We start from the raw sequence: 20,000 nt of genomic DNA, 5'->3' as shown, positions 1-20,000 counted from the left end.
TGCCGTGCTCCCTGCGAGCATCGCCCAAGCAGTCTACAATCGACGCGGACGGCTTGCGATCGCACCCTTGACCCGGGAGCAGCAAGCTTTTTTTCCATCTTTTTGCGATGACGCCATGACCGACACCCCCGAGCCTGCTGCCGTAATGTCTCCCGCCATCAAAGCCAGCGTGCTGTCCGAAGCCTTGCCCTATCTGCGCCGATTCCACGGCAAGACGATCGTGGTCAAGTACGGCGGCAACGCCATGACGGACGAGAGCCTGCAGCGCGCCTTTGCCCACGACGTCGTTCTTCTCAAGCTGGTCGGCTTGAATCCGATCGTGGTGCACGGCGGTGGCCCGCAAATCGACGACGCCCTGCGCCGCATCGGCAAGCAAGGCACCTTCATCCAGGGCATGCGCGTAACCGACGCCGAAACCATGGAAGTGGTCGAGTGGGTGCTGGGCGGCCAGGTGCAGCAAGACATCGTGATGATGATCAACGAAGTCGGCGGCAAGGCGGTGGGCCTCACCGGCAAGGATGGCGGCCTGATCCTGGCGCAGAAGAAGTACCTGCCCAACAAGGACAATCCCAACGAGCCTTTCGACATTGGTTTCGTGGGCGACATCAAGCGCGTCGAGCCGGCAGTGGTCAAGGCCCTGCAGGACGATCAGTTCATCCCGGTGATTTCGCCGATCGGCTATGGCGAAGACGGCACGGCGTACAACATCAATGCCGACATCGTCGCCGGCAAGATGGCCGAAGTGTTGGGCGCGGAAAAGCTGTTGATGCTCACCAATACCCCGGGCGTGCTGGACAAGAACGGCAAGTTGCTGCGCAGCCTGTCGGCGCAAACCATCGATGAGCTGTTTGCCGACGGCACGATCTCCGGCGGCATGCTGCCCAAGATTTCGTCGGCACTGGATGCGGCAAAGAACGGCGTCAATTCGGTTCACATCGTCGACGGCCGCGTGCCGCACTGCCTGTTGCTCGAGATCCTGACGGATCAGGGCGTGGGCACGATGATCAGCTCGTTCTGATGCCCGCTGGGCGACAACTGCTGCGCCCGGCCCTGCGGCTGCGCCGCAACCGCAGGGCCGGCTCGGTGCCGGGCGCGGGCGGGCGCACGTCGGGGCCCTTGTGGCTGTTCGACTTGGACAACACGCTGCACGACACCTCACACGCCATCTTCCCTTATATCGACCGGGGGATGACGGCTGCGGTGGCCGAAGCGCTCGGCGTCGACGATGCGACCGCCAACCAGTACCGCGTGAAGTATTGGAAGCAGTACGGCGCGACGATGATCGGCATGGTCAAGCACCATGGGGTGGACGCGAAAACGTTTCTGGCGCGCTGCCATGATTTCGAATTGGCGCCGCTGATCCGCGCCGAAAAAGGACTGGCGCAAAAGCTGCGGCGCCTGCCCGGCCGCAAGGTGCTGCTCACCAATGCACCGCTCGACTATGCTCGTTCGGTGCTGCGTCACCTGGGCATCCTGCAGCAGTTCGAGAGCCTGTGGGGCATCGAGCATATGCATTGGCACAATCAGTACCGCCCCAAGCCCTCTGCTGCGCTCCTGCGCTATGTGTTGGCACGTGAAGGCGCCCTGCCGAAGCAGACCGTTCTGGTCGAAGACACGCTGGCCAATCTGCGCGGGGCGCGCCGTGCCGGCCTGCGCACCGTGCACGTTTTTCATCCCGGCACACCATTTGCAAAACGTGGGCGTGCACGGCCGGGATACGTCGACTTGCGGGTAAACTCAGTGACCGATCTGCTGATTCGCCGGCGTCCGCTGCGCTGATATCGGCAGCGTCATAACCCTCACTACGCTCCCGCTTGTCGTGGGCGTTGCATGCTGATGGCAACTCAACCAGGCGAACGCAAAACCCAGATTCTGCAAACGCTGGCCGAGATGTTGGAGCAGCCGCATGCGGCTCGCGTCACCACGGCCGCATTGGCAGCGAGAATGCAGGTTTCCGAAGCGGCACTCTATCGTCACTTCGCCAGCAAGGCGCAGATGTTCGAGGGGCTTATCACCTTCATCGAAACCAGCGTCTTTTCTCTGATCAATCAGATCATCGACGCTCATCCGCAAGGGCTGCCGCAGGCGCGGCACATGGTGATGATGCTGGTCACGTTTTCAGAGCGCAATCGCGGCATCACACGCGTGCTCACGGGCGACGCCCTGGTCACCGAAGATAATCGGCTGCAAGAGCGCATCAACCGCATCAACGACCGCATCGAGGCATCGTTGAAGCAGGCGCTACGGGTTGCCGTATCGGATGGCGACCTCCCCGCCGACGCCGACATCGCCGCGCACGCGAGCCTGCTGACACACGTGGTGCTGGGCCGGTGGCTGCGCTACGCGCAAAGCGGCTGGCGCGTGGCCCCCACTACGCACATCGAGCCGCAGATCAAGATTCTGCTGGGCTGAGGCCGGCGATCGCCTGACGTCGCTGCACGCGACGCCACGCGGCGCGTATCGTTCGGGAGGCGGCTTGCCTCGTGCCTCGTGACGTATGACTCGCGACATATGCCTCATGCCTCATGCCTCATGCCTCGTGCCTCATGCCTCATGCCTCGTGCCTCATGCCTCATGCCTCATGCCTCATGCCTCATGCCTCATGCCTCATGCCTCGTGACATATGACTAGTGCCCTGTGCGTGAGACCTCGCTCATCCCGCCCCCCTCCGCGCTTTCAAGGCAATGCGCAGGTGCATCGCGCCCGGTGCGTTGCGCACGCACCGGCTGCCCTCAAGACAACAATTTGCCCGGATTCATGATGCCCTTGGGATCGAGCAGGCGCTTGATGTCGTGCATCATGCGTTGCTCGAGCGGGTTCTTCAATCGTTTGAAGTCTTGCAGCTTCAACTGGCCGATGCCGTGCTCGGCGCTGATGCTGCCGCCATATTGCATCACTTCGTCCAGCACTTCGGCTGTCAACGCGTAGCCCTCCTTGGCTGCCCAATCGGTGGGCGCACCTTCGGGACGCGACAGGTTGTAGTGCAGGTTGCCGTCGCCGAAGTGGCCGAAAATGAAGGGCCGCACGCCAGGTTCGACCGCGCGAATCCGTGCCTCGGCGGACACCATGAACGCCGGAATGTGCTCGATGGGCAGCGAGATGTCGTGCTTGAGATGGGGGCCATCGGCACGCTGCGCCTCGGAAATTTCTTCGCGCAGCTTCCACAACGTCTGCAGTTGCGCGAGCGACGCCGACACGGCGGCATCTACGCACAAGCCGTCTTCCAGGGCATCGCCGATCACGCTTTCGAGCAGCGCGTTGAGCGCGGCCTCGTCGGTCGTGTCGGCCAACTCGAGCAGCACATAGCCGGGGTAGCGTTGATCGAAGGGCTCTTGCAGCCCTTCTGCATGCTTCAAGGTGATGTCCAGGCAATCGCCGGTGAAAAACTCGAATGCCTGCATGCGCGCGCCGCACTTGGCGAACAACCGCTCGAAAAGTTCCAGCGCCTGCGCCGGCGACTCCACGGCCGCCAGCACCACCGAGCGCACATCGGCGCGCGCATAGAGGCGCAGCGCAACGGCCGTGATGATGCCGAGCGTGCCTTCCGAGCCGATGAAAAGTTGCTTGAGATCGTAGCCGGTGTTGTCCTTGCGCAGCGTGCGCAAGCCGTGAAAGATCTCGCCGTTGGGCAGCACGGCTTCGATGCCGAGCACGAGCTCTCGCGTCATGCCATAGCGCACCACGTTGACGCCACCCGCGTTGGTGGCGAGGTTGCCGCCGATCTGACTCGAATCTTCGGCCGCCAGGCTCAAGGGCAACAAGCGGTCGGCATCCTGTGCCGCGCGGCGCAAATTGCCCAGGATGCAGCCGGCTTCGGCCACCATGGTGTTTGCCACCGTATCGATACTGCGCACCGCCGTCATCCGGTCCAGGCAGATCACCACGTTTGTGGGTTCGGCATCGGGCGTGGCACCGCCGCACAACCCGGTGTTGCCGCCGCGCGGCACCACGGCCACGCCAGCGTCATTGCACATTGCCAACGCCTTGGACACCTCTTCCACCGTGCGGGGCCGCACCACGGCTTGCGCATTGCCGCGATAGATACCGCGCCAGTCGGTCAACCACGGCGCGATGTCGTCGGGTTGCGTGAGCACGCATTCGGAACCAAGGGCTTGCAGCAGGCGAGAGGCGAATTCAGTCGTCATGAAAAAGGCGAGCGGGAGAGGTTGGTAAGGAGGAAAGCGATCGAGATAAAGCGAAAAGATGGCGCGCGATCAGGTGGCCGTCGCAAGCGGTTGGGCCCTGCCCACTTGCTGCACTTTCACGTCATCGTCGTGGCCATGATCGTCTTGGTCGACGACACCATGAGTGCGATCGTCGCACGCGCCGGGCGCACGCTCAGCGGAAGGACTCGTTTCAAGAACGTTATCCGAACGCACACGATCGCCGCAGACGGCGCAGTGCGGGTCGCGCCGCACGTTGACCTGGCGCCACTGCATGTAGCGCGCATCGAGCATCAACAATCGTCCCGACAGGCTTTCGCCGATACCGGCAGCCAGCTTGAGCGCTTCGGCGGCTTGCATGCTGCCGATGATGCCCACCAGGGGCGCGAAAACGCCCATCGTGGCGCAGTTGGCGGCCTCGACGTCCTCACCCTCGGGAAACAGGCAGTGATAGCACGGTGCGTCGTCGCGGCGCAGATCGAAGACGGCGACCTGCCCGTCGAATCGAATGGCCGCACCCGACACCAACGGCTTGCGGTGATGCACGCACGCACGGTTGATGGCGTGACGGGTGGCGAAGTTATCGGTGCAATCCAGCACGATGTGGGCCGCAGCCACAGCCGCATCCAGCGCATCCGCGCTCAAGCGTTCGACACGGGCATGCACCCGCGTTTCGGGGTTGTAGGCGGCAAGCGTCGTGCGGCCGGACTCGGCCTTGAACTGACCGAGATGGGCTGTGGGGTGCAAAATCTGGCGTTGCAGATTGCTCAGTTCGACCGTGTCGTCATCGACGAGCGTGATGTCGCCAAGACCGGCTGTGGTGAGATAAAGCGCCGCCGGCGACCCCAGGCCTCCGGCCCCGACGATCAGCGCCCGCGTCGCCAGGAAACTTTCCTGGCCTTCTATGCCCACCTCGTCCAACAGCACGTGGCGGGCATACCGCAGGAGTTGCTCGTCGTTCATTGCGCGCGGGCGGGTTCCGCTCCGGACGGCGTGATGCGCATGTGCTGCGTGGCCGGCGCCGCCGGCGACGATGCCGCAGGCGCTGCCGTGCCCTTGCCGGCGCCGCGCGTGGCGTTGCCGGCATTGGACGCGTCGGCTGCCTTTTGCGCGGGCTTGGGCACGACGGCCTTTTGCACCGGCTTGCCGTCCAGCACGTTGATCGCTTGCTTGAGCTGGAAGTCGTCGGCTGCACCGAACTCGAACATCTTGGGCGGCGTGGCTTCGGATTGCTCTTGCGAAGACTTGATCTCGTCAGCCGTCTGCTGGTTGGACAGGTGGCGTTCCAGATCGGCTTCGCGCGGCAGGCGGAACAGATCGCCTTCCGAGGTATCGGCCACGATGATGTCGGGGACGATGCCGGTAGCCTGGATCGAGCGGTTCTTCGGCGTGAAGTAGCGCGACGTGGTCAGCTTGACGGCCGTGTCGGGCGACAGCGGCAGGATGACCTGCACCGAACCCTTGCCGAACGTGCGGTTGCCGAGCACCTTGGCGCGATTGTGATCCTGCAACGCGCCCGCCACGATCTCGGACGCCGACGCCGAACCCACGTTCACCAATACCACCATCGGCACCGTTTTCACCCAAGCGGGCAAGCCCATCAGGTAATCGTTTTCGCCACGGGCATATTCAGAAGGCGTCGCCAGATACTTGTGACGCGAATCGGGCGTACGGCCATCGGTGGACACGACCAGCGCATCTGGCGGCAGGAAAGCCGCCGAAACGCCGATGGCGCCGGTGAGCAGGCCGCCCGGATCGTTACGCAAATCGAGCACCAAGCCGCGCGGGGCTTGCTTCTGGCCCAGGTCCTTCAACTGGCGTGCCAGATCGGCACCGGTTTTTTCCTGGAACTGCGCCACGCGGATATAGCCGATATTGTTGTCGAGCATCTTGCTGCGCACGCTGCGCACCTTGATGACGTCGCGTACGACCTTCAGCACGATGGGCTTGGCCTGATCGCCACGCATGATCGTCAACACGATCGGCGTTTTGGGCGCGCCGCGCATCAGCTTGACGGCATCGTTGAGCGCCATGCCCTTGGTCGGCTTGTCGTCGATCTTGACGATCAGGTCGCCCGCGAGCACACCGGCGCGCGCGGCCGGCGTATCTTCGATCGGCGAAATGACCTTGACGAATCCGTCTTCGGCACCCACTTCGATGCCCAGACCGCCGAACTCACCCTGCGTGGCCGTCTGCATATCCTTGAACGCATCGGCGTCGAGATAGGCCGAATGCGGGTCGAGATTGGAGACCATGCCGGCGATGGCGTTATTGATCAGCGTTTTATCGTCGACGTTTTCGACGTAGTTGTTCTTGATGGCGCCAAAGACATTGCTGAGCTGGCGCAATTCGTCCAGCGGCAAGGGGCTGCCGCGCTGTGCGACCGCAGTTACGCCCACACTAAGCAACGCGCCGGCGATAGCGCCGACGGCAAGGAGACCAACACTGCGAGATTTGCGAGCGCCCATACACACTTCCTGATGTTGACGCCGGCTATAACGCCAGCCACTGGGCTGGATCAACCGGAGCGCCTTGATGGCGAATTTCAAAGTATAGGCCCGATTCCACTTGGCCGCCCGTAGCGCCCACCAGGGCGATGGTCTCACCCGCCCGGACAGAATCGCCGACGGCTTTCAGGACGCTTTGGTTATAGGCATACACAGTGAGGTATTTGTTCCCGTGATCGACGATGACAAGGTTACCGAATCCTCGCAACCACTGGGCATAGACCACCGTTCCGGGTGCCACGGCATGTACGGGGGTGCCTTCGGCCGCCCGCAACACGATGCCGCGCCAGGTGCCCCCGTCGGGCCGGCCCACGCCGAATCGGCCTTGAATCTCACCCCGCACCGGCGGTTGCAACCCGCGTCGCAAGCCGTTGCCGCTGGCAGCATGCGCCCGATCGGTGTCGTCAGCCTCACGCACGACGCGTGCCGGCGGGGGGCTGACGCCTTCGCCGGCCCGGCGCAACGACGCCACGTCGAGCGTGCCCCGCGCTTCGGACTGCGGAATGGGCCGCGCGCCGGCCCGCACGCCGGACGGTTCCGGCGACTGGCCTTGCTGCGCCTGGGCGGCCTGCTGGGCCATTGCGGCTTGCTCTGCCGCCTGCGTCGCCTGCTCTCGGTCGCGCTGCATTGCGGACTCGACCTGTTCACGCACCCGCGCCGCATCGCGGGCGGCGGCCTGCGCGGCCTCGGCGCGTTTGGTGGATTCGGCTGATTGACGTGCGGCATCGGCCGCCCGCGCCGCTTCGGCCTGCCTGGCGGTCGCTTCGGCCTCGCGACGCGCGTCGGCCAGCTTCTTTTCTTGCGCAGCACGGCGGACGGCCTCGGCTTCGCGCGCCTTTTCGGCCTGAATCTGGGCCTGGCGGCGGGCTTCCTCGGCCGCCACGCGGCGCGCCTCTTCCGCTCGGCGAGCCTCCTCGGCCTGCTTCACCAAGGCCGCATCCAGATCGTCGATCAGGCGGCCGAGCCGCTGATCGTCACGTCCCAGGCGAGCCGCCTCGGCACGCTGGGCTGAAATCTGTCCTTCCAACTTGGCGACGACGGTGGCACGCTCTTTCTGCTGCGTGACCAGCGCCGTTTTCTCGGTGCGGGTTTCGACGGCCACCGATTCGAGTTCCGCCGCACGGCCATCGGCCTGCTTGCGCAGCGACGCCAGCCGCTCGATATCCTGCTGCAATTGCGTCAACGCCCGGGCGCGCGCCTGGGCGACGTAATCCAGATAGCCGAGATTGCGTCCCAATTGCTGGGGGTCGTCGCCGGACAAGAGCGCTGTCCAGGGAGACAACCCGCTGCTGTACTGCGCCCGCAACTGGCCGCTGAGTTCGGTCTGGCGCTTGGCCAGAATGCCTTGCTGCACCACGATCTGCCGCTTGAGATCGGCGAGCTCGCGTTCTGCCCCACGCTGCTGCTCGGCCAGTTCTGCCAGGCGGCGATTGATGCGCGAAATCTCGGTTTCAGACTGCCGCAACGCGTCGGCAGCCTCCTTGCGTGCCGACTCGCGCTGCTCCAGCGCGGTCTGCAAGTCGTCGATACGGGCGCGCAGCGTTTGCTGCTCGCGTGCCGCCTCGGTCTGCCGCGCCGCCAGATCGGCGGCGAACACACCCACTGACGGCGCCAACAGCCCCGCCATCACCAGCACGCCTACCGCCCGCCGCATCGTCAGTCCTTCTTTGCCTTGCCCTGGGCGGCCACTGCCGCCATTGCCGCCTCGATTTCGGCGGGATCGCCCAGATAGTAATGGCGAATCGGCTTGAGGTCGTCGTCCAGCTCGTAAACCAGCGGCTGACCCGTGGGGATGTTCAACGCCACGATATCGTCGTCCGAAATCCCGTCCAGATGCTTGATCAAGGCGCGCAAGCTATTGCCGTGCGCAGCGATCAGCACGTTGCGGCCGGCGCGGATGGCGGGCGCAATCGATTCGTTCCAGATCGGCAGCACGCGTTCGACCGTATCCTTCAGGCATTCGGTGGCCGGCAGTTGGTCTGCGGGCACCTTGGCGTAGCGGCTGTCGAAGCGCGGATGACGCGGATCGTCCAACTCGAGCGGATTAGGCGCAATGGCGTAGGCACGGCGCCACACCAACACTTGCTCGTCGCCGTACTGGGCGGCCGTCTCGGCCTTGTTCAACCCCTGCAGTGCGCCGTAGTGCCGCTCGTTCAGGCGCCAGTTGTTATGGATGGGCGTGTACATCGCATCCATCGCATCCAAAGCGATCCACAATGTACGGATGGCGCGCTTGAGCACCGAGGTATACGCGATATCGAAGCGGTAGCCTTCCTGCTTGAGCAGTTCGCCGGCCTTGCGGGCCTGTTCGCGGCCGGTATCGGTGAGGTCGACGTCGTACCATCCGGTAAAACGGTTATCGAGGTTCCATTGGCTTTCGCCGTGACGCATCAGTACAAGTTTGTGCATGAAAAAGCCCGTGAGAATGCTATTGAAGGACGAAGAATGAGCGTCATTTTATAATTGCCTGCTTTGCCTTCGATATCAACCGTGTCGGCGGGGGGAATTTCGGCCCCGAATCGACCATTTTTAATCCGGCAACTTTTATCGCGGCTGCCGCGCTTTCGGGATACTCCGTGGAATTTGTGCAATTTTTGACCAGCCAGAACAACCTTTTCATCGTCGCCATCGCGCTCGTCGCCGGCGGGATGCTGGCTTGGCCCGCCATCCGTGGCGGCCGATCGGGCGGCCGCGGCGGCTTGTCCACCGGCGAGGCCATCCAGATGGTCAACCGGCAACAAGCGGTCTGGGTGGACCTGCGTCCCCTTGACCAGTATCAGGCCGGCCACATCGCGCAGGCACGCAGCGTGCCGTTTGCCGAACTCGAGCAAAAAGTCGCCGCTTTGCCCAAGAACAAGCCGATCGTCCTGGTTTGCGCACTCGGTCGCGACTCCACGCGGGCCGTGGCCAAATTGAAAACCCTGGGCTTCGAAAACGTGCATGTCATGGAAGGCGGCATGCGCGCCTGGAGCCAGGCGGCTTTGCCCGTCACGCAAAAAGCGTAGGATGCGGCTTCAAGCGGCCCTCATTTACCCGCCTTCGATTGGAATGCAAGATGAATAAAGTCGTGATGTATTGCACCGCCGTGTGCCCTTACTGCCTGCGTGCTGAGCAATTGCTCAAGCAAAAAGGCGTCGAGACGCTTGAGAAATTGCGTGTCGATCAAGACCCCTCGCTCAAGCAGACCATGATCGAGCGCACGGGCCGCCGTACGGTGCCCCAGATTTACATCGGCGATACGCACGTCGGTGGCTGCGACGACCTGTTCGCGCTCGATCGCGCAGGCAAGCTCGAGCCCATGCTCGCCGCCTGAGTCCAGCCCTCTCCCTCTCACCTTCACCGGAATTACTCATGGCCGACCAAGACCAAGCCGCTCAAGCCAGCAGCGACCCCTCCTTCAACATGCAGCGTGTGTATCTGAAAGACCTGTCGGTCGAGATGCCCAATGCGCCGCACGTGTTCCTCGAACAGGACACCCCGCAAGTCGAAGTCACGATCAACGTCGGCGGTCAGCGCCTGGCTGAAACCGTGTTCGAATCGACCGTGACGGCAACGGTGACCACGCGCATCAACGACAAGACGTTGTACCTGGTGGAAGGCACGCAAGCCGGCATTTTCGAACTGGCCAACATCCCTGAAGATCAGCTCGATCCGCTGCTGGGCATCGTATGCCCGACCATGCTTTACCCCTACCTGCGCGCCAACATCGCCGATGCGATCACCCGCACGTCGCTGCCCCCGCTGCACCTGGCCGAAGTAAACTTCCAGGCGTTGTACGAACAGCGCCTGGCCGAAGTCGCCCAAAGCCAGAACGACGCCACGAAAGACGCCGACCCCGGCATCATTCTGCCGGCCAGCGCCACGCGTCAGTAATCCCTTGCCGCCACTGCAACACCCCACCATGCCTCCTCCCGCCACCGAGCCGTCATTGCGCGTTCTCGTCCTCGGCGCGGGAAGCTGGGGTACCGCATTGGCAGCAGCCGCCAGCCGGCGCGCACCCACTACATTGTGGGCTCGCGATGCCGGCCAGGCCGCGCTCATGCGCGAAACGGGCAACAATGCCCGCTACCTCCCAGGCGTGGCGCTTCCTGATGCGTTGTCGATCACGGCGGATCTCGATGCCGCCTTCGAAGACGCGCATCGCGACGGCGCGCACGTTCTGATCATTCTCGGCGTGCCCGTTGCCGGCCTCGCCGCAACGTGCCGCGATGTGGCCGCGCGGTTGAAACGCCGCGGCGCCACCCAAACCCATATCGTCTGGACCTGTAAAGGGTTCGAATCCGATACGGCGCGCCTGCCGCACGAGATCGCGCAGGATGCGCTCGCCGCGCTTTATCCGCCCGGCGCGAAAGGTGCCCCACCTCCCATCGGCGTCCTGTCCGGCCCGTCCTTCGCCCGCGAAGTGGCGCAAGGATTGCCCGTTGCCCTGACGGTGGCGAGCCACAATGCAGCTACCTGCGAACTCACGATCCGCGCCTTGCATGGCGCGGCGGTTCGGGTCTATGCCGGCACAGACGTCGTCGGCGTCGAAGTCGGCGGTGCGCTTAAAAACGTGATCGCGGTGGCCTGCGGCGTGGCCGATGGGCTGGCGCTGGGCACGAATGCCCGCGCGGCGCTCATCACCCGCGGACTGGCTGAAATGGCGCGCTTTGGCGTGGCGCTCGGCGCGCAAGCCGAAACGTTCTCCGGCCTCACCGGACTGGGCGATCTGGTGCTCACCGCCACGGGCGACTTGTCGCGCAACCGGCGCGTGGGCCTGGAGATCGGCGCTGGCCGCCCCCTGGCCGATATTCTTGCCTCCGGCATCACTGCCGAAGGCGTACGGTGCGCACGCGCGGCATTGGCCCGTGCGCATCGCATGGATGTGGACCTGCCGATTACCGAAGCAGTGTGCGCCGTACTGTTTGACGGTGTTGCCGCAGAAACCGCAGTCTCCGCGCTGCTGGCGCGCGAGGCGCGCTATGAGTCGAGCACCGACACTGCGCCCGCCGGCCTGATTACCCCTACCTAGAACAGACCTACCCGACCAGGAGACATCCATCATGGTTTTTGCCGATCGCCTACGAACGGGGCGGCATCGCGCGCGCCTCGCCGCCGGACTGCTGCTTGCCGTGCTGACCGGCGGATTCTCCGCAACCGCATTGGCTGCATGGCCCGATCGCCCCATTCACCTGGTGGTGCCGTTTCCGGCCGGGTCGTCACCCGACACCCTCGCCCGCGCGATCGCCGAACCGCTGTCGCAATCGCTGGGGCAGCCCATCGTGGTCGAAAACAAGCCCGGCGCGGGCGGCAATATCGGTACGCGGTTCGTGGCCCGTTCCGAGGCGGACGGCAACACGCTGCTCTACACGATCAATGGCCCCCTGGTTACCGCCCCCACGCTCTACAAGAAGACGCTCGGCTACGACCCCTTCACCGATCTCGCGCCGATTTCACTGGTGGCGACCAGCCCAAATGTGCTGACCGTGTCCGGCGACATGGCCAACATCTACACGGCGGGGGATCTGGCCAAGCTGGCCACGTCGCGCCCCGGCGCGTTGAACTACGGCTCTGTGGGCCCGGGCAGCTCCGCCCACCTTGCCATGGAAATGTTCAAGCAGCAGGCCAAGGTCGATCTGGCACACATCCCGTATTCAGGATTTCCGCAGGTCATCACCGCCATCATTTCAGGCGACGTCCAAGCCGGCTTCATGGTGCCGGCGATCGCCATGCCGCAAGTGAGGGCCGGCAAAGCCCGTGCGCTGGCCGTGACCAGCCTCGCGCGCAGCCCCCTGTTGCCCGATCTGCCCACGATGGTCGAGCAAGGCTATCCGGGCTTCGAATCGATCTCCTGGAATGCCGTGCTGGCCCCCGCCGGCACGCCCACTCCCATCATCGAGCGGTTGAACAGCGAACTGGCCCGCATCATCACCAGCGAACCGCTGCGCAAGCAAATGGCGTTGCAGTACTTCACGCCGGCGGCATCCACGCCCGAAGCGCTCACGCGCCGGATGCGCGATGAAAAGGCACGCTACGACACGGTGATCGATACGCTGAAGCTGTCGTTGGATTGATCGGCTGACGCAGGCGGAGCACGGCCACGCTCAGCTCGCGCCTGCGAAGCCGTTCTGGCGCCACGCCTCGAACACCATCACGGCCACGGCGTTCGACAAATTCAAACTGCGTTGTCCTGCGCGCATCGGCAGGCGAAGACGCTGCGCAGGCGCAAAGCGCTCGTGATCCGCGTCGGACAAGCCGGCCGTTTCACGGCCGAACACGAAGACATCGCCCGGCGCAAAGGTCACGTCCGCCACGCTGCGCGAAGCACGGGTGGTGAGCGCAAAAATGCGGTCGACCGCCGCGCCCGTCGCCGCCAATGCATCGGCGAGGTGATCGTGCACCTGCATCGGCTGCCACTCGTGATAGTCCAGCCCCGCGCGACGCAAGCGCGCATCGTCCAGTTCAAAGCCCAGCGGCTTGACCAGATGCAGCTGCGACCCGGTATTCGCGCAAAGACGAATGGCGTTTCCGGTATTGGGAGGGATCTCGGGCGAGACCAGCACGACGTGAAACATCTGTTTGGGTTCCTGTATGGCGCGAGCATTGCGCACGGGCGCTATTGTGCCAGCGCCCGCCGTTATCGTACGGCACGGGCAACCGCCAGCGCCGTCACCGCGACAGCACCCTGCGCCAGTACCGCCCGGGCCGCCGCATCCAGCGTGCTGCCCGTAGTCATCACATCGTCGACGAGCATCACGTGATACCCATTCACGAGCGTGCGCGACTCGAAGAGGCCTTCGACCTCACGCCATCGCGCCTCGCGAGTGCGCGCACTTTGCTGACCGCTTTCGCGGGTACGCAACAAGGCCCCGCGCGCAAGGGGCACGCGCAAGCGCCAGCGCAATGCCCGGGCAATTTCGCCGGCCGGGTTGAAGCCGCGACGCCTCAATCCGGCGGCACTCGCCGGGATGGGCACCAGCAGCGCTGGCGACACCGGTGAAGCGTTGGCGGCAGCGCAGGCACCAGCCGCCAACCTTGAGCCAGACGACGCGCGTGCATCAAGCGCCGGCGTTGCATCGATAGCCCGGGCCAGCAATTCGGCCAGTGCGTCGGCCCGCCGCGCATCGCCACTGCTTTTGAACGCGCGCATCAAGGTGTCGCCCGGCATCAGATAGTCATAGGCAACGATGGCGCGCATGAATGCCGGCGGCGCGCCGATGCAGTCAAAGCAAGGCTTACCCAAGCCCAGGGGCAGCGCGCATCGTGGGCAACGGATGGGCCGCTCGGGATCGCGGGGCGTGCACACCTGGTGGCGGCATCCGCGGCACAGCAGGCCACCCCGTGCAGCGGCGCCGCACAAGGGGCAATTGCCCGGCGTGGCATGCCTGAACGCGGCCGCCGTGCGCCGCCAGAAAACGAATGCGCCATAATGCCAACCATCCTGGATGAAACTGCGGCAGATCGCATCCGTTTCGCGCGCCGCACACTCATCTGATCATCTTTCAAGCGCTCGGCAAGCCGAGCGCGACAGTTATGTCACCCGCTACTTATCCCACCCTGCCCATTCACGCGGCCACCGTCGCGCGCCAGTTCGCACGCCGCGGCGATCTCAGCGACGCCCAGTTTCTTTACGGTGAAGTTGCACAACGCATGCTCGGCCGCCTGCGCTACATCCGCAACGATCCCACGCAACTCCTGGATGCCGGGTGCGGCGCCGGCGCCAACTTGCCGTTACTGCGCGAACGTTATCCACAGGCCGCCTATCTCGGACTGGACGCATGCGAACCGCTGCTGGCGCTCGCGCGCAAGCAATACGACACCGGCGGACTGCGCCAATGGCTGGGCCGCCTCGGCAAACAGGGCGCGACGCGGCCTGAATTTGTGCAGGCCGATCTCGCGGCCACGGGCCTGGCGCCGGAGTCGCTCGATCTGGTGTGGTCGAACCTGGCCATGCACTGGCATCCCGCGCCGCACGCTGTGCTGGGCGAGTGGCGACGCATCCTGAAGGTCAACGGCCTGGCGATGTTTTCCTGTCTGGGACCAGGAACGCTGCGTGAATTGCGCGACGCCGTGGCCGCCGCAGGCCTGCGCACGCAAACGCCGTCGTTCGTGGATATGCACGACTTTGGCGACCTGCTGGTCGAACAAGGCTTTGCCGATCCGGTGATGGATCAGGAGACGCTCACCCTCACCTATCGCGATCCGGTTCGGTTGCTCGCGGACGTGCGGGCGCTGGGCGGCAATCCCAGCACGCAACGCCGCCCGGGGCTTGCCACTCCTGCCTGGCGAAATCGCTTGCTGGCCGCCCTCGAGGCGCAACGCGGCGATGATGGCTTGATCAAGCTCACTATTGAAGTCGCTTACGGCCACGCATGGCGCGCCGGTTCGCGCCGCTCGCTGGATGAGACTTACTTGTCCGTCAGCGCCATTTCACGTCCCGGTAAGTAAGCCCAACCGGGATTAGTGCAACTGCTCCGTCACGATGGCGACTTCAGGTGCGGCAAGCGCCTGCACATCGTGCATGGGCTCCGATAGCGCCCGGATGCGCTTGCGCGCCGCGGTCTGTTCGATCGCTTCGCGCTGGCCGCGAAACGCCCGCGTCATGCTTTCCACCACCAGGGGCAGATCGTGCACCCGATGGAACTGGCTGCGCAGCCAGCGCGCATCGTTGCCCGACTTGAACATCTCATCTCGCAGCGTCTCGATCATGTCGCGTGTGCCCAACTCGTCGGCCACCGCCAGAAGCCGCCCGAAAGTGCCGCGCAGGTGATCCATGAGGCGCATCCGCTGGCCGTCCGGCGTCACGTAATTGCCCTGGAGCCCGAACCGGCACGCTTGAAAGTGATTGGTGCGATAAGTGAGAAACGCCCCCTCGACCGGCGGCGGGTCGCGCATCACCAGGATCGCCAATGCCTGCGTGAACGCCGCCAGGCGGCACGCACGCTCGACCGTCAGCGGCGTATCGCAGATGCGTACTTCCACCGTGCCGAACTCTGGCTTGGGGCGGATGTCCCAGTACAAATCCTTGATGCTCTCGGCCAGCCCATACGATCGCAGCTGTGCGATGTGCGCCTCGAAGCCATACCAGTCGCGCACCTCGGGCGGCATGTGACCGGCCAACGGAAAGCTGTTGACTGCGTTCAATCGGGAGCACGAGAACATCGTGTCCACGCCTTCGCAGTAGGGCGACGAGGCCGACATCGCAATCAAATGCGGGACGTAAGGCGACAAGCGATGCACCAGCCCGATCGCCTCGTCGCCGGACTTCACACCAACGTGAATATGCTGCCCGAAGACCGTGAATTGGCGCGCAAGATAACCGTACATTTCGGCCAGGTACTGGAAACGCGGCGTGTCGGAAATCGCACGATCCTGCCAGCGCATGAACGGATGTGTGCCCCCGCCCGACACGGCAACCCCCACGGCATCGGCCGCTTCGCACAGGGCATCGCGCATCTCGCGCATCTCCACGAGCAGTCCCATAGGATGCTCGTGCACGGAGGAATTGAGCTCGATCATCGAGCGGGTAATTTCGGGTTTGACGCGGTCAGCGAAACGCTGGTCGGCAATCTGCGCCAACAGCTCCTCGGATGCGGCGGCGAGATCGTTGCTACGGGGGTGAATGAGTTGCAGCTCGAGTTCGATACCCAAACTGTTCGGCGTCGACGGGACAAACGTGATGAGTTCCATCTCCCTGGCTCCTGATAATCGTTCTGGGGTGAAGCATCCCGTTATGCGTACCGGCCCGCGGACCGGCGCTGCATGGGGCGTAATTTATGGCGCGATTCTAGCGGCCCGATGCTGCAACATGCAGTCAAAATCGTGACAAATGTGCGCATCTCACGCCAACACGCATAAAGCCGCCTAGCCGGCATGTGAGCAAGCACTCACAACCGTGCAATGGTGCGGCTCTCGGCGGCACGTGTCGCGCAAACGGCCCATTCAAGCCGATTTAACTGACTATCGGGATATCCCGAGGTGGGGAAAACACGGAGGATGTCCAGCCTGAAGACGCGGCAGTTCAGGAAGCAATGCGGACGCCCGTCCCGGTGGATGACATAGCGCCATCCTTCTGACTACCGCCGCCAGAATGCCGGTGTGAACAACACCAGCACGGTGAATAGCTCCAGTCGTCCGATCAGCATGGCGAAGGTGCACACCCAGGTCTGGAAGTCGGTGAGCATGCCGAAGCTGCCCATGGGGCCGATCGCGCCCAGGCCAGGGCCGGTGTTATTGACCGTGGCGAGCACGGCGGAAAATGCAAGCAGGGGCTCCAAGCCCGACAGCAGCATCACGGCCGTGAGCACACCGATCGACAGAATGTAGACGAGCACGAACGCGAGCACTGAGGCCATCACGCGCGTGGGCACCACGCGGCCTCGAATCCGGACCGGATGCACGGCATGCGGATGCAGCATGGTCACCAGCTCGGCGCGGGCATTCTTGATCAGCAGCACGGCACGAATCATCTTGATCCCGCCGCCCGTCGATCCCGCCGATGTGGCGAAGCCCGCCAGCACCAACAGCAGCAACGGCAACGGCAGCGGCCACTGGACGTAATCGGTGTTGGCATAGCCGGTAGTGGTCGCCACCGAAATGGTGTTGAACATGCCGTAGCGCAAGGCTTCCCAGAATTCCGGATGGATATTGTCGAAGTACAGATAGGCCGAAACGAACAGCCCCGCGCCCAGCGTCACCAGCAGATAGGGGATCGCTTCGGGACAGCGCCCGTAGGGCTTGAGGCTACGGCTGCGGAACGCGGTGAAATGCGTGGCGAAGTTGATGCCCGCGATCAGCATGAACACGATCGCGACCAATTCGACAGGGATCGAATCGAAATGCGCAAAGCCATCGTCCCAGGTGGAAAAGCCGCCCAGGCCCATCGTGGTCGCCATGTGGCACCACGCCTCGAACCAGGACAACCCGGCCACGCGATACGCGAGCAGACACAGCACCGAGAGGCTCACATACACGGCGTACAACGCCTTGGCGGTGCTTGCGATGCGTGGGGTGAGGCGCTCGTCCTTCATCGGGCCCGGCGTTTCGGCGCGGAACACCTGATGGCCGCCCACGCCCAGAAGCGGCAGAATGGCGACGGCCAGCACCAGGATGCCCATACCGCCGATCCACACGAGCGTGGCGCGCCACAGATTGATCGAGGGCGGCAAGCGGTCAAGGCCGCTCAGCACCGTGGCCCCGGTGGTCGTGAGTCCGGACATCGCTTCGAAGTACGCGTCCGTGAAGGACAGCGGCATCCCTGCGCGATTGAAGAAAATCAACAGCGGGATGGCGGCCAAGGCCGGCAGGCCGGCCCAAACCAGCGACACCAGCAGAAAGCCATCGCGCTGCCGCAACTCACCGCGAAAGCGGCGGGTCGCCAGCCAGATTGCGCCGCCGATGCCAAGGGCCAGCAGAAAACCGTCCACGAACGCATCCTGCGCAGCGTCGGCGCCCACGAAGGCCACGACGGTGGGAATCAACATGGTCAGCGCAAACAGCACCATGGTGAGGCCGACCACGTTCAATATTGCAGGCAGACCCTTCATACCCGTCCCCGTTTGAAAGCCTGACCGGCGTCCACACCCGGATCGACCACCACCCGATTGCGCCCGGCCCGCTTGGCGCGATAGAGCGCGGCGTCCGCGAGTTCAACCAGAGGCTGCCAACTGTCCAGTCCACGCTGGCCGACGACCGCACCGGCGCTGACCGTCAATTGCACGCGCACGTCGTCCTTCACCGGGATGACCAGTTGCTCGCACGCCTCGCGAATCCTTTCGGCCAGTATTCCAATGGCGATCACATTGGTGTCCAACACGAGCACGGCGAATTCTTCACCGCCGTAGCGCGCCACGATATCCGCCTCGCCGCACTGGGCTTTCAGGGTCTGCGCCACCTGCTGCAGCACCACGTCGCCCACGGGATGACCGTGCGCATCGTTGACGGCCTTGAAATGATCCACATCCAGCAGGATCAGTCCCGCCAGCGCCGCCTCGTGCGGCGAATACTGCGCCAGATTCTGGCCGATCATCTCGAGCGCGCGGCGATTCTGCAATTCGGTGAGCGCATCCGTCTGTGCCTGCTGCTTCAAGTGCACCGAGAGCAACTCGCGCTCTTTCTCGAGCCGTTCGCGGCGGCGTTGCGTGGCGCGCAGGATATCGAGCGCACCGAAAAGCGCCTGGATCTCGGCGCTTCCCGTGGGACGTGGCGGCAGGGCATGCCCGCCCCCGTCGCGCGCCAGGGCGACGATCTCGTCGCGCGCATAGAGCAACGGTCCAAACACGCCGCGGTGGCTGATCACAAGGGCGGCAAGCAGCACCGCCAGGATCGCGAAGGTGATAAGGGCCGACGCCCACATGCGCCAGCGCGCGTCGTCGAGGGCTTGCTGGATCTGCGCGCTGTTGAGCGCAAAAATCGCGTCCCGCAGGTTTTCGATTTCTTCGACGTAAGGCACCATGCGGCGCGTGAACTCGGCGCTGCCGATGGAATAATTACCGCGCCCCCGGCCTTCGCGAATCATCGTCTCGATGAGGACGTGGCCCTCGCCAAAATACTTCGTGGCGACCTGGCGATAGCTCTCACCGATGTGTTCGTCTTCGCGGTACAGCTGCAGCATGAACGACACATAGTCCCAGGTCTGCACGACCCGGCCCATCATCTCGCCCAGGTCAATCTGACGTCCCAGCGACATGGCGCTATCGGTCACCATCGGCGCCAGCAACTTGCCCGAAATCCGGTCGGCATATTCACGCATGCGTGCCAGCATCGACGTCAGCACGACGGCATCGGCCATGGCGGGATCGGTGCGAAAGAGGCGTTGCCCGGCCTCGACGATCACCGGCTGCAGTGCATCGACCACGGCAAACATGCCCACCACGGAGGCCTCGACACCGGATTGCTCGCGCGTCTCGCGCGGCAGATGCGCTTGAAAATCGACTTCGCGGCGGGCCGCTTCCAGGCTCGCCCGCACCTTCTCGAACTGTGCATCGGCGCTCGGCAACCGAATGCCGACCACATCGTTCCAGCGATTGGCCAGCTCATCCAGCGCCAGATCGCTCTGCAGCCGCGCAGCCTCGAGCCGGCGCAACGCTTCGTCCGTCGCGTCGCCCGTTTCGCTGATGGCCTCGTTGCCTGGCGAGCGTTCGGATGACACCGCGTCCGACGCCAGGATGGCGGCCCGAAACAGCGCCATGTTGGCCCGGCTGTCGTCGGTACGGCGGTAGTCGGCATAGCCCAGCCAGATCAGCCAGAACCCGAGCGAGCAGGCACAGACCGTGATGAGGCCCGTGCCCATCCATAGTTTCTGGCGCACCGTGAGGGTGGTATCGCGAAGGGACAAGAGGCTTGCCATGAT

The 20,000-nt window shown here is 64.2% G+C and carries 18 protein-coding genes and 1 pseudogene; 9 read left to right on the top strand and 10 right to left on the bottom strand.

The genetic code is table 11. The annotated features are described in order from the left end of the window. The first annotated feature begins 115 nt into the window (after window positions 1–115). From argB to slmA, 3 genes are read left to right on the top strand one after another with little or no spacing between them, the layout of a single operon-like run. Window positions 116–1,018 carry an acetylglutamate kinase gene (argB, locus tag EYW45_RS12455; RefSeq protein WP_161135732.1) on the top strand — a complete coding sequence of 301 codons (903 nt, stop codon included), beginning with the start codon at window positions 116–118 and terminating at the stop codon, window positions 1,016–1,018. After that, entirely contained in the window at window positions 1,018–1,779 is a 762-nt protein-coding gene (locus EYW45_RS12450) for a pyrimidine 5'-nucleotidase (protein WP_161135731.1), read from the top strand. The genes argB and EYW45_RS12450 overlap by 1 nt, the downstream gene beginning before the upstream one ends. Window positions 1,780–1,836: 57 nt before the next feature. After that, window positions 1,837–2,412, top strand: coding sequence for a nucleoid occlusion factor SlmA (gene slmA / locus EYW45_RS12445; RefSeq protein WP_161135730.1), 576 nt, complete (start codon window positions 1,837–1,839; stop codon window positions 2,410–2,412). Between the two features lie 320 nt (window positions 2,413–2,732). On the opposite strand, the gene EYW45_RS12440 is transcribed toward slmA, so the two are convergent. The 5 genes and pseudogenes from EYW45_RS12440 to gpmA all read right to left on the bottom strand — a co-directional run bounded on the left by EYW45_RS12440 (window position 2,733) and on the right by gpmA (window position 9,079). After that, window positions 2,733–4,145, bottom strand: coding sequence for an FAD-binding oxidoreductase (locus EYW45_RS12440; RefSeq protein WP_161135729.1), 1,413 nt, complete (start codon window positions 4,143–4,145; stop codon window positions 2,733–2,735). A gap of 240 nt (window positions 4,146–4,385) precedes the next feature. Then, window positions 4,386–5,126, bottom strand: a pseudogene (locus EYW45_RS12435) (HesA/MoeB/ThiF family protein); the annotation flags it as partial. Continuing rightward, window positions 5,123–6,631, bottom strand: coding sequence for a S41 family peptidase (locus EYW45_RS12430; protein WP_161135727.1), 1,509 nt, complete (start codon window positions 6,629–6,631; stop codon window positions 5,123–5,125). The pseudogene EYW45_RS12435 and the gene EYW45_RS12430, both read right to left, overlap by 4 nt. Before the next feature lie 25 nt (window positions 6,632–6,656). Next, window positions 6,657–8,324, bottom strand: a complete 1,668-nt coding sequence (locus tag EYW45_RS12425) for a murein hydrolase activator EnvC family protein (protein ID WP_161135726.1) — start codon at window positions 8,322–8,324, stop codon at window positions 6,657–6,659. 2 nt (window positions 8,325–8,326) lie between these two features. After that, entirely contained in the window at window positions 8,327–9,079 is a 753-nt protein-coding gene (gene gpmA, locus EYW45_RS12420; RefSeq protein ID WP_161135725.1) for a 2,3-diphosphoglycerate-dependent phosphoglycerate mutase, read from the bottom strand. Between the two features lie 167 nt (window positions 9,080–9,246). Between gpmA and EYW45_RS12415 the strand changes: the two genes are divergently transcribed. From EYW45_RS12415 to EYW45_RS12395, 5 genes are read left to right on the top strand one after another with little or no spacing between them, the layout of a single operon-like run. Then, on the top strand, window positions 9,247–9,675 hold the full coding sequence (locus EYW45_RS12415; RefSeq protein ID WP_161135724.1) for a rhodanese-like domain-containing protein: 429 nt from the start codon (window positions 9,247–9,249) through the stop codon (window positions 9,673–9,675). A gap of 50 nt (window positions 9,676–9,725) precedes the next feature. Then, window positions 9,726–9,983 (top strand): glutaredoxin 3, encoded by a 258-nt coding sequence (gene grxC, locus EYW45_RS12410; protein WP_161135723.1) that lies wholly within the window; start codon window positions 9,726–9,728, stop codon window positions 9,981–9,983. Between the two features lie 38 nt (window positions 9,984–10,021). Next, the gene (gene secB / locus EYW45_RS12405) at window positions 10,022–10,543 is read left to right on the top strand and encodes a protein-export chaperone SecB (protein WP_161135722.1); all 522 of its coding nucleotides are present in this window, start codon (window positions 10,022–10,024) and stop codon (window positions 10,541–10,543) included. A 28-nt stretch (window positions 10,544–10,571) separates the two neighbouring features. Beyond that, complete coding sequence (locus EYW45_RS12400; RefSeq protein WP_161135721.1) at window positions 10,572–11,681, top strand: NAD(P)H-dependent glycerol-3-phosphate dehydrogenase; 1,110 nt, start codon at window positions 10,572–10,574, stop codon at window positions 11,679–11,681. A 31-nt stretch (window positions 11,682–11,712) separates the two neighbouring features. Then, window positions 11,713–12,723, top strand: coding sequence for a Bug family tripartite tricarboxylate transporter substrate binding protein (locus tag EYW45_RS12395; protein ID WP_161135720.1), 1,011 nt, complete (start codon window positions 11,713–11,715; stop codon window positions 12,721–12,723). 30 nt (window positions 12,724–12,753) lie between these two features. Here the strand turns inward: EYW45_RS12395 and EYW45_RS12390 are convergent, their stop codons facing one another. Together EYW45_RS12390 and EYW45_RS12385 are read right to left on the bottom strand one after the other, a co-directional pair. Continuing rightward, window positions 12,754–13,224, bottom strand: a complete 471-nt coding sequence (locus tag EYW45_RS12390) for a tRNA (cytidine(34)-2'-O)-methyltransferase (protein WP_161135719.1) — start codon at window positions 13,222–13,224, stop codon at window positions 12,754–12,756. A 62-nt stretch (window positions 13,225–13,286) separates the two neighbouring features. Further along, window positions 13,287–13,847, bottom strand: coding sequence for a ComF family protein (locus tag EYW45_RS12385; protein WP_235939019.1), 561 nt, complete (start codon window positions 13,845–13,847; stop codon window positions 13,287–13,289). Window positions 13,848–14,182: 335 nt separating this feature from the next. Here EYW45_RS12385 and EYW45_RS12380 point away from each other — a divergent pair, with 335 nt between their 5' ends. After that, entirely contained in the window at window positions 14,183–15,097 is a 915-nt protein-coding gene (locus EYW45_RS12380) for a methyltransferase domain-containing protein (protein WP_161135718.1), read from the top strand. A gap of 12 nt (window positions 15,098–15,109) precedes the next feature. Here the strand turns inward: EYW45_RS12380 and EYW45_RS12375 are convergent, their stop codons facing one another. The 3 genes from EYW45_RS12375 to EYW45_RS12365 all read right to left on the bottom strand — a co-directional run bounded on the left by EYW45_RS12375 (window position 15,110) and on the right by EYW45_RS12365 (window position 19,985). Then, window positions 15,110–16,339, bottom strand: coding sequence for a YbdK family carboxylate-amine ligase (locus tag EYW45_RS12375; RefSeq protein ID WP_161135717.1), 1,230 nt, complete (start codon window positions 16,337–16,339; stop codon window positions 15,110–15,112). A 386-nt stretch (window positions 16,340–16,725) separates the two neighbouring features. Then, window positions 16,726–18,195, bottom strand: coding sequence for a TrkH family potassium uptake protein (locus tag EYW45_RS12370; protein WP_161135716.1), 1,470 nt, complete (start codon window positions 18,193–18,195; stop codon window positions 16,726–16,728). Then, complete coding sequence (locus tag EYW45_RS12365) at window positions 18,192–19,985, bottom strand: GGDEF domain-containing protein (RefSeq protein ID WP_235939018.1); 1,794 nt, start codon at window positions 19,983–19,985, stop codon at window positions 18,192–18,194. The genes EYW45_RS12370 and EYW45_RS12365 overlap by 4 nt, the downstream gene beginning before the upstream one ends. Window positions 19,986–20,000 lie beyond the last annotated feature (15 nt).

The sequence above is a fragment of the Schauerella aestuarii genome (assembly GCF_009866805.1).
Lineage (GTDB): Bacteria > Pseudomonadota > Gammaproteobacteria > Burkholderiales > Burkholderiaceae_B > Schauerella > Schauerella aestuarii.
Note: the sequence above shows the minus strand (reverse complement) of the source record. Positions and strands in the feature narration are given on the sequence as shown.

Bases quoted from the DNA above. Each gene is read 5' to 3' on its own strand.
- argB (WP_161135732.1), top strand. From the start codon at position 116: ATGACCGACACCCCCGAGCCTGCTGCCGTAATGTCTCCCGCCATCAAA.
- EYW45_RS12450 (WP_161135731.1), top strand. From the start codon at position 1,018: ATGCCCGCTGGGCGACAACTGCTGCGCCCGGCCCTGCGGCTGCGCCGC.
- slmA (WP_161135730.1), top strand. From the start codon at position 1,837: ATGGCAACTCAACCAGGCGAACGCAAAACCCAGATTCTGCAAACGCTG.
- EYW45_RS12440 (WP_161135729.1), bottom strand. From the start codon at position 4,145: ATGACGACTGAATTCGCCTCTCGCCTGCTGCAAGCCCTTGGTTCCGAA.
- EYW45_RS12430 (WP_161135727.1), bottom strand. From the start codon at position 6,631: ATGGGCGCTCGCAAATCTCGCAGTGTTGGTCTCCTTGCCGTCGGCGCT.
- EYW45_RS12425 (WP_161135726.1), bottom strand. From the start codon at position 8,324: ATGCGGCGGGCGGTAGGCGTGCTGGTGATGGCGGGGCTGTTGGCGCCG.
- gpmA (WP_161135725.1), bottom strand. From the start codon at position 9,079: ATGCACAAACTTGTACTGATGCGTCACGGCGAAAGCCAATGGAACCTC.
- grxC (WP_161135723.1), top strand. From the start codon at position 9,726: ATGAATAAAGTCGTGATGTATTGCACCGCCGTGTGCCCTTACTGCCTG.
- secB (WP_161135722.1), top strand. From the start codon at position 10,022: ATGGCCGACCAAGACCAAGCCGCTCAAGCCAGCAGCGACCCCTCCTTC.
- EYW45_RS12400 (WP_161135721.1), top strand. From the start codon at position 10,572: ATGCCTCCTCCCGCCACCGAGCCGTCATTGCGCGTTCTCGTCCTCGGC.
- EYW45_RS12395 (WP_161135720.1), top strand. From the start codon at position 11,713: ATGGTTTTTGCCGATCGCCTACGAACGGGGCGGCATCGCGCGCGCCTC.
- EYW45_RS12390 (WP_161135719.1), bottom strand. From the start codon at position 13,224: ATGTTTCACGTCGTGCTGGTCTCGCCCGAGATCCCTCCCAATACCGGA.
- EYW45_RS12385 (WP_235939019.1), bottom strand. From the start codon at position 13,847: ATGCGCGCCATCGTTGCCTATGACTATCTGATGCCGGGCGACACCTTG.
- EYW45_RS12380 (WP_161135718.1), top strand. From the start codon at position 14,183: ATGTCACCCGCTACTTATCCCACCCTGCCCATTCACGCGGCCACCGTC.
- EYW45_RS12375 (WP_161135717.1), bottom strand. From the start codon at position 16,339: ATGGAACTCATCACGTTTGTCCCGTCGACGCCGAACAGTTTGGGTATC.
- EYW45_RS12370 (WP_161135716.1), bottom strand. From the start codon at position 18,195: ATGAAGGGTCTGCCTGCAATATTGAACGTGGTCGGCCTCACCATGGTG.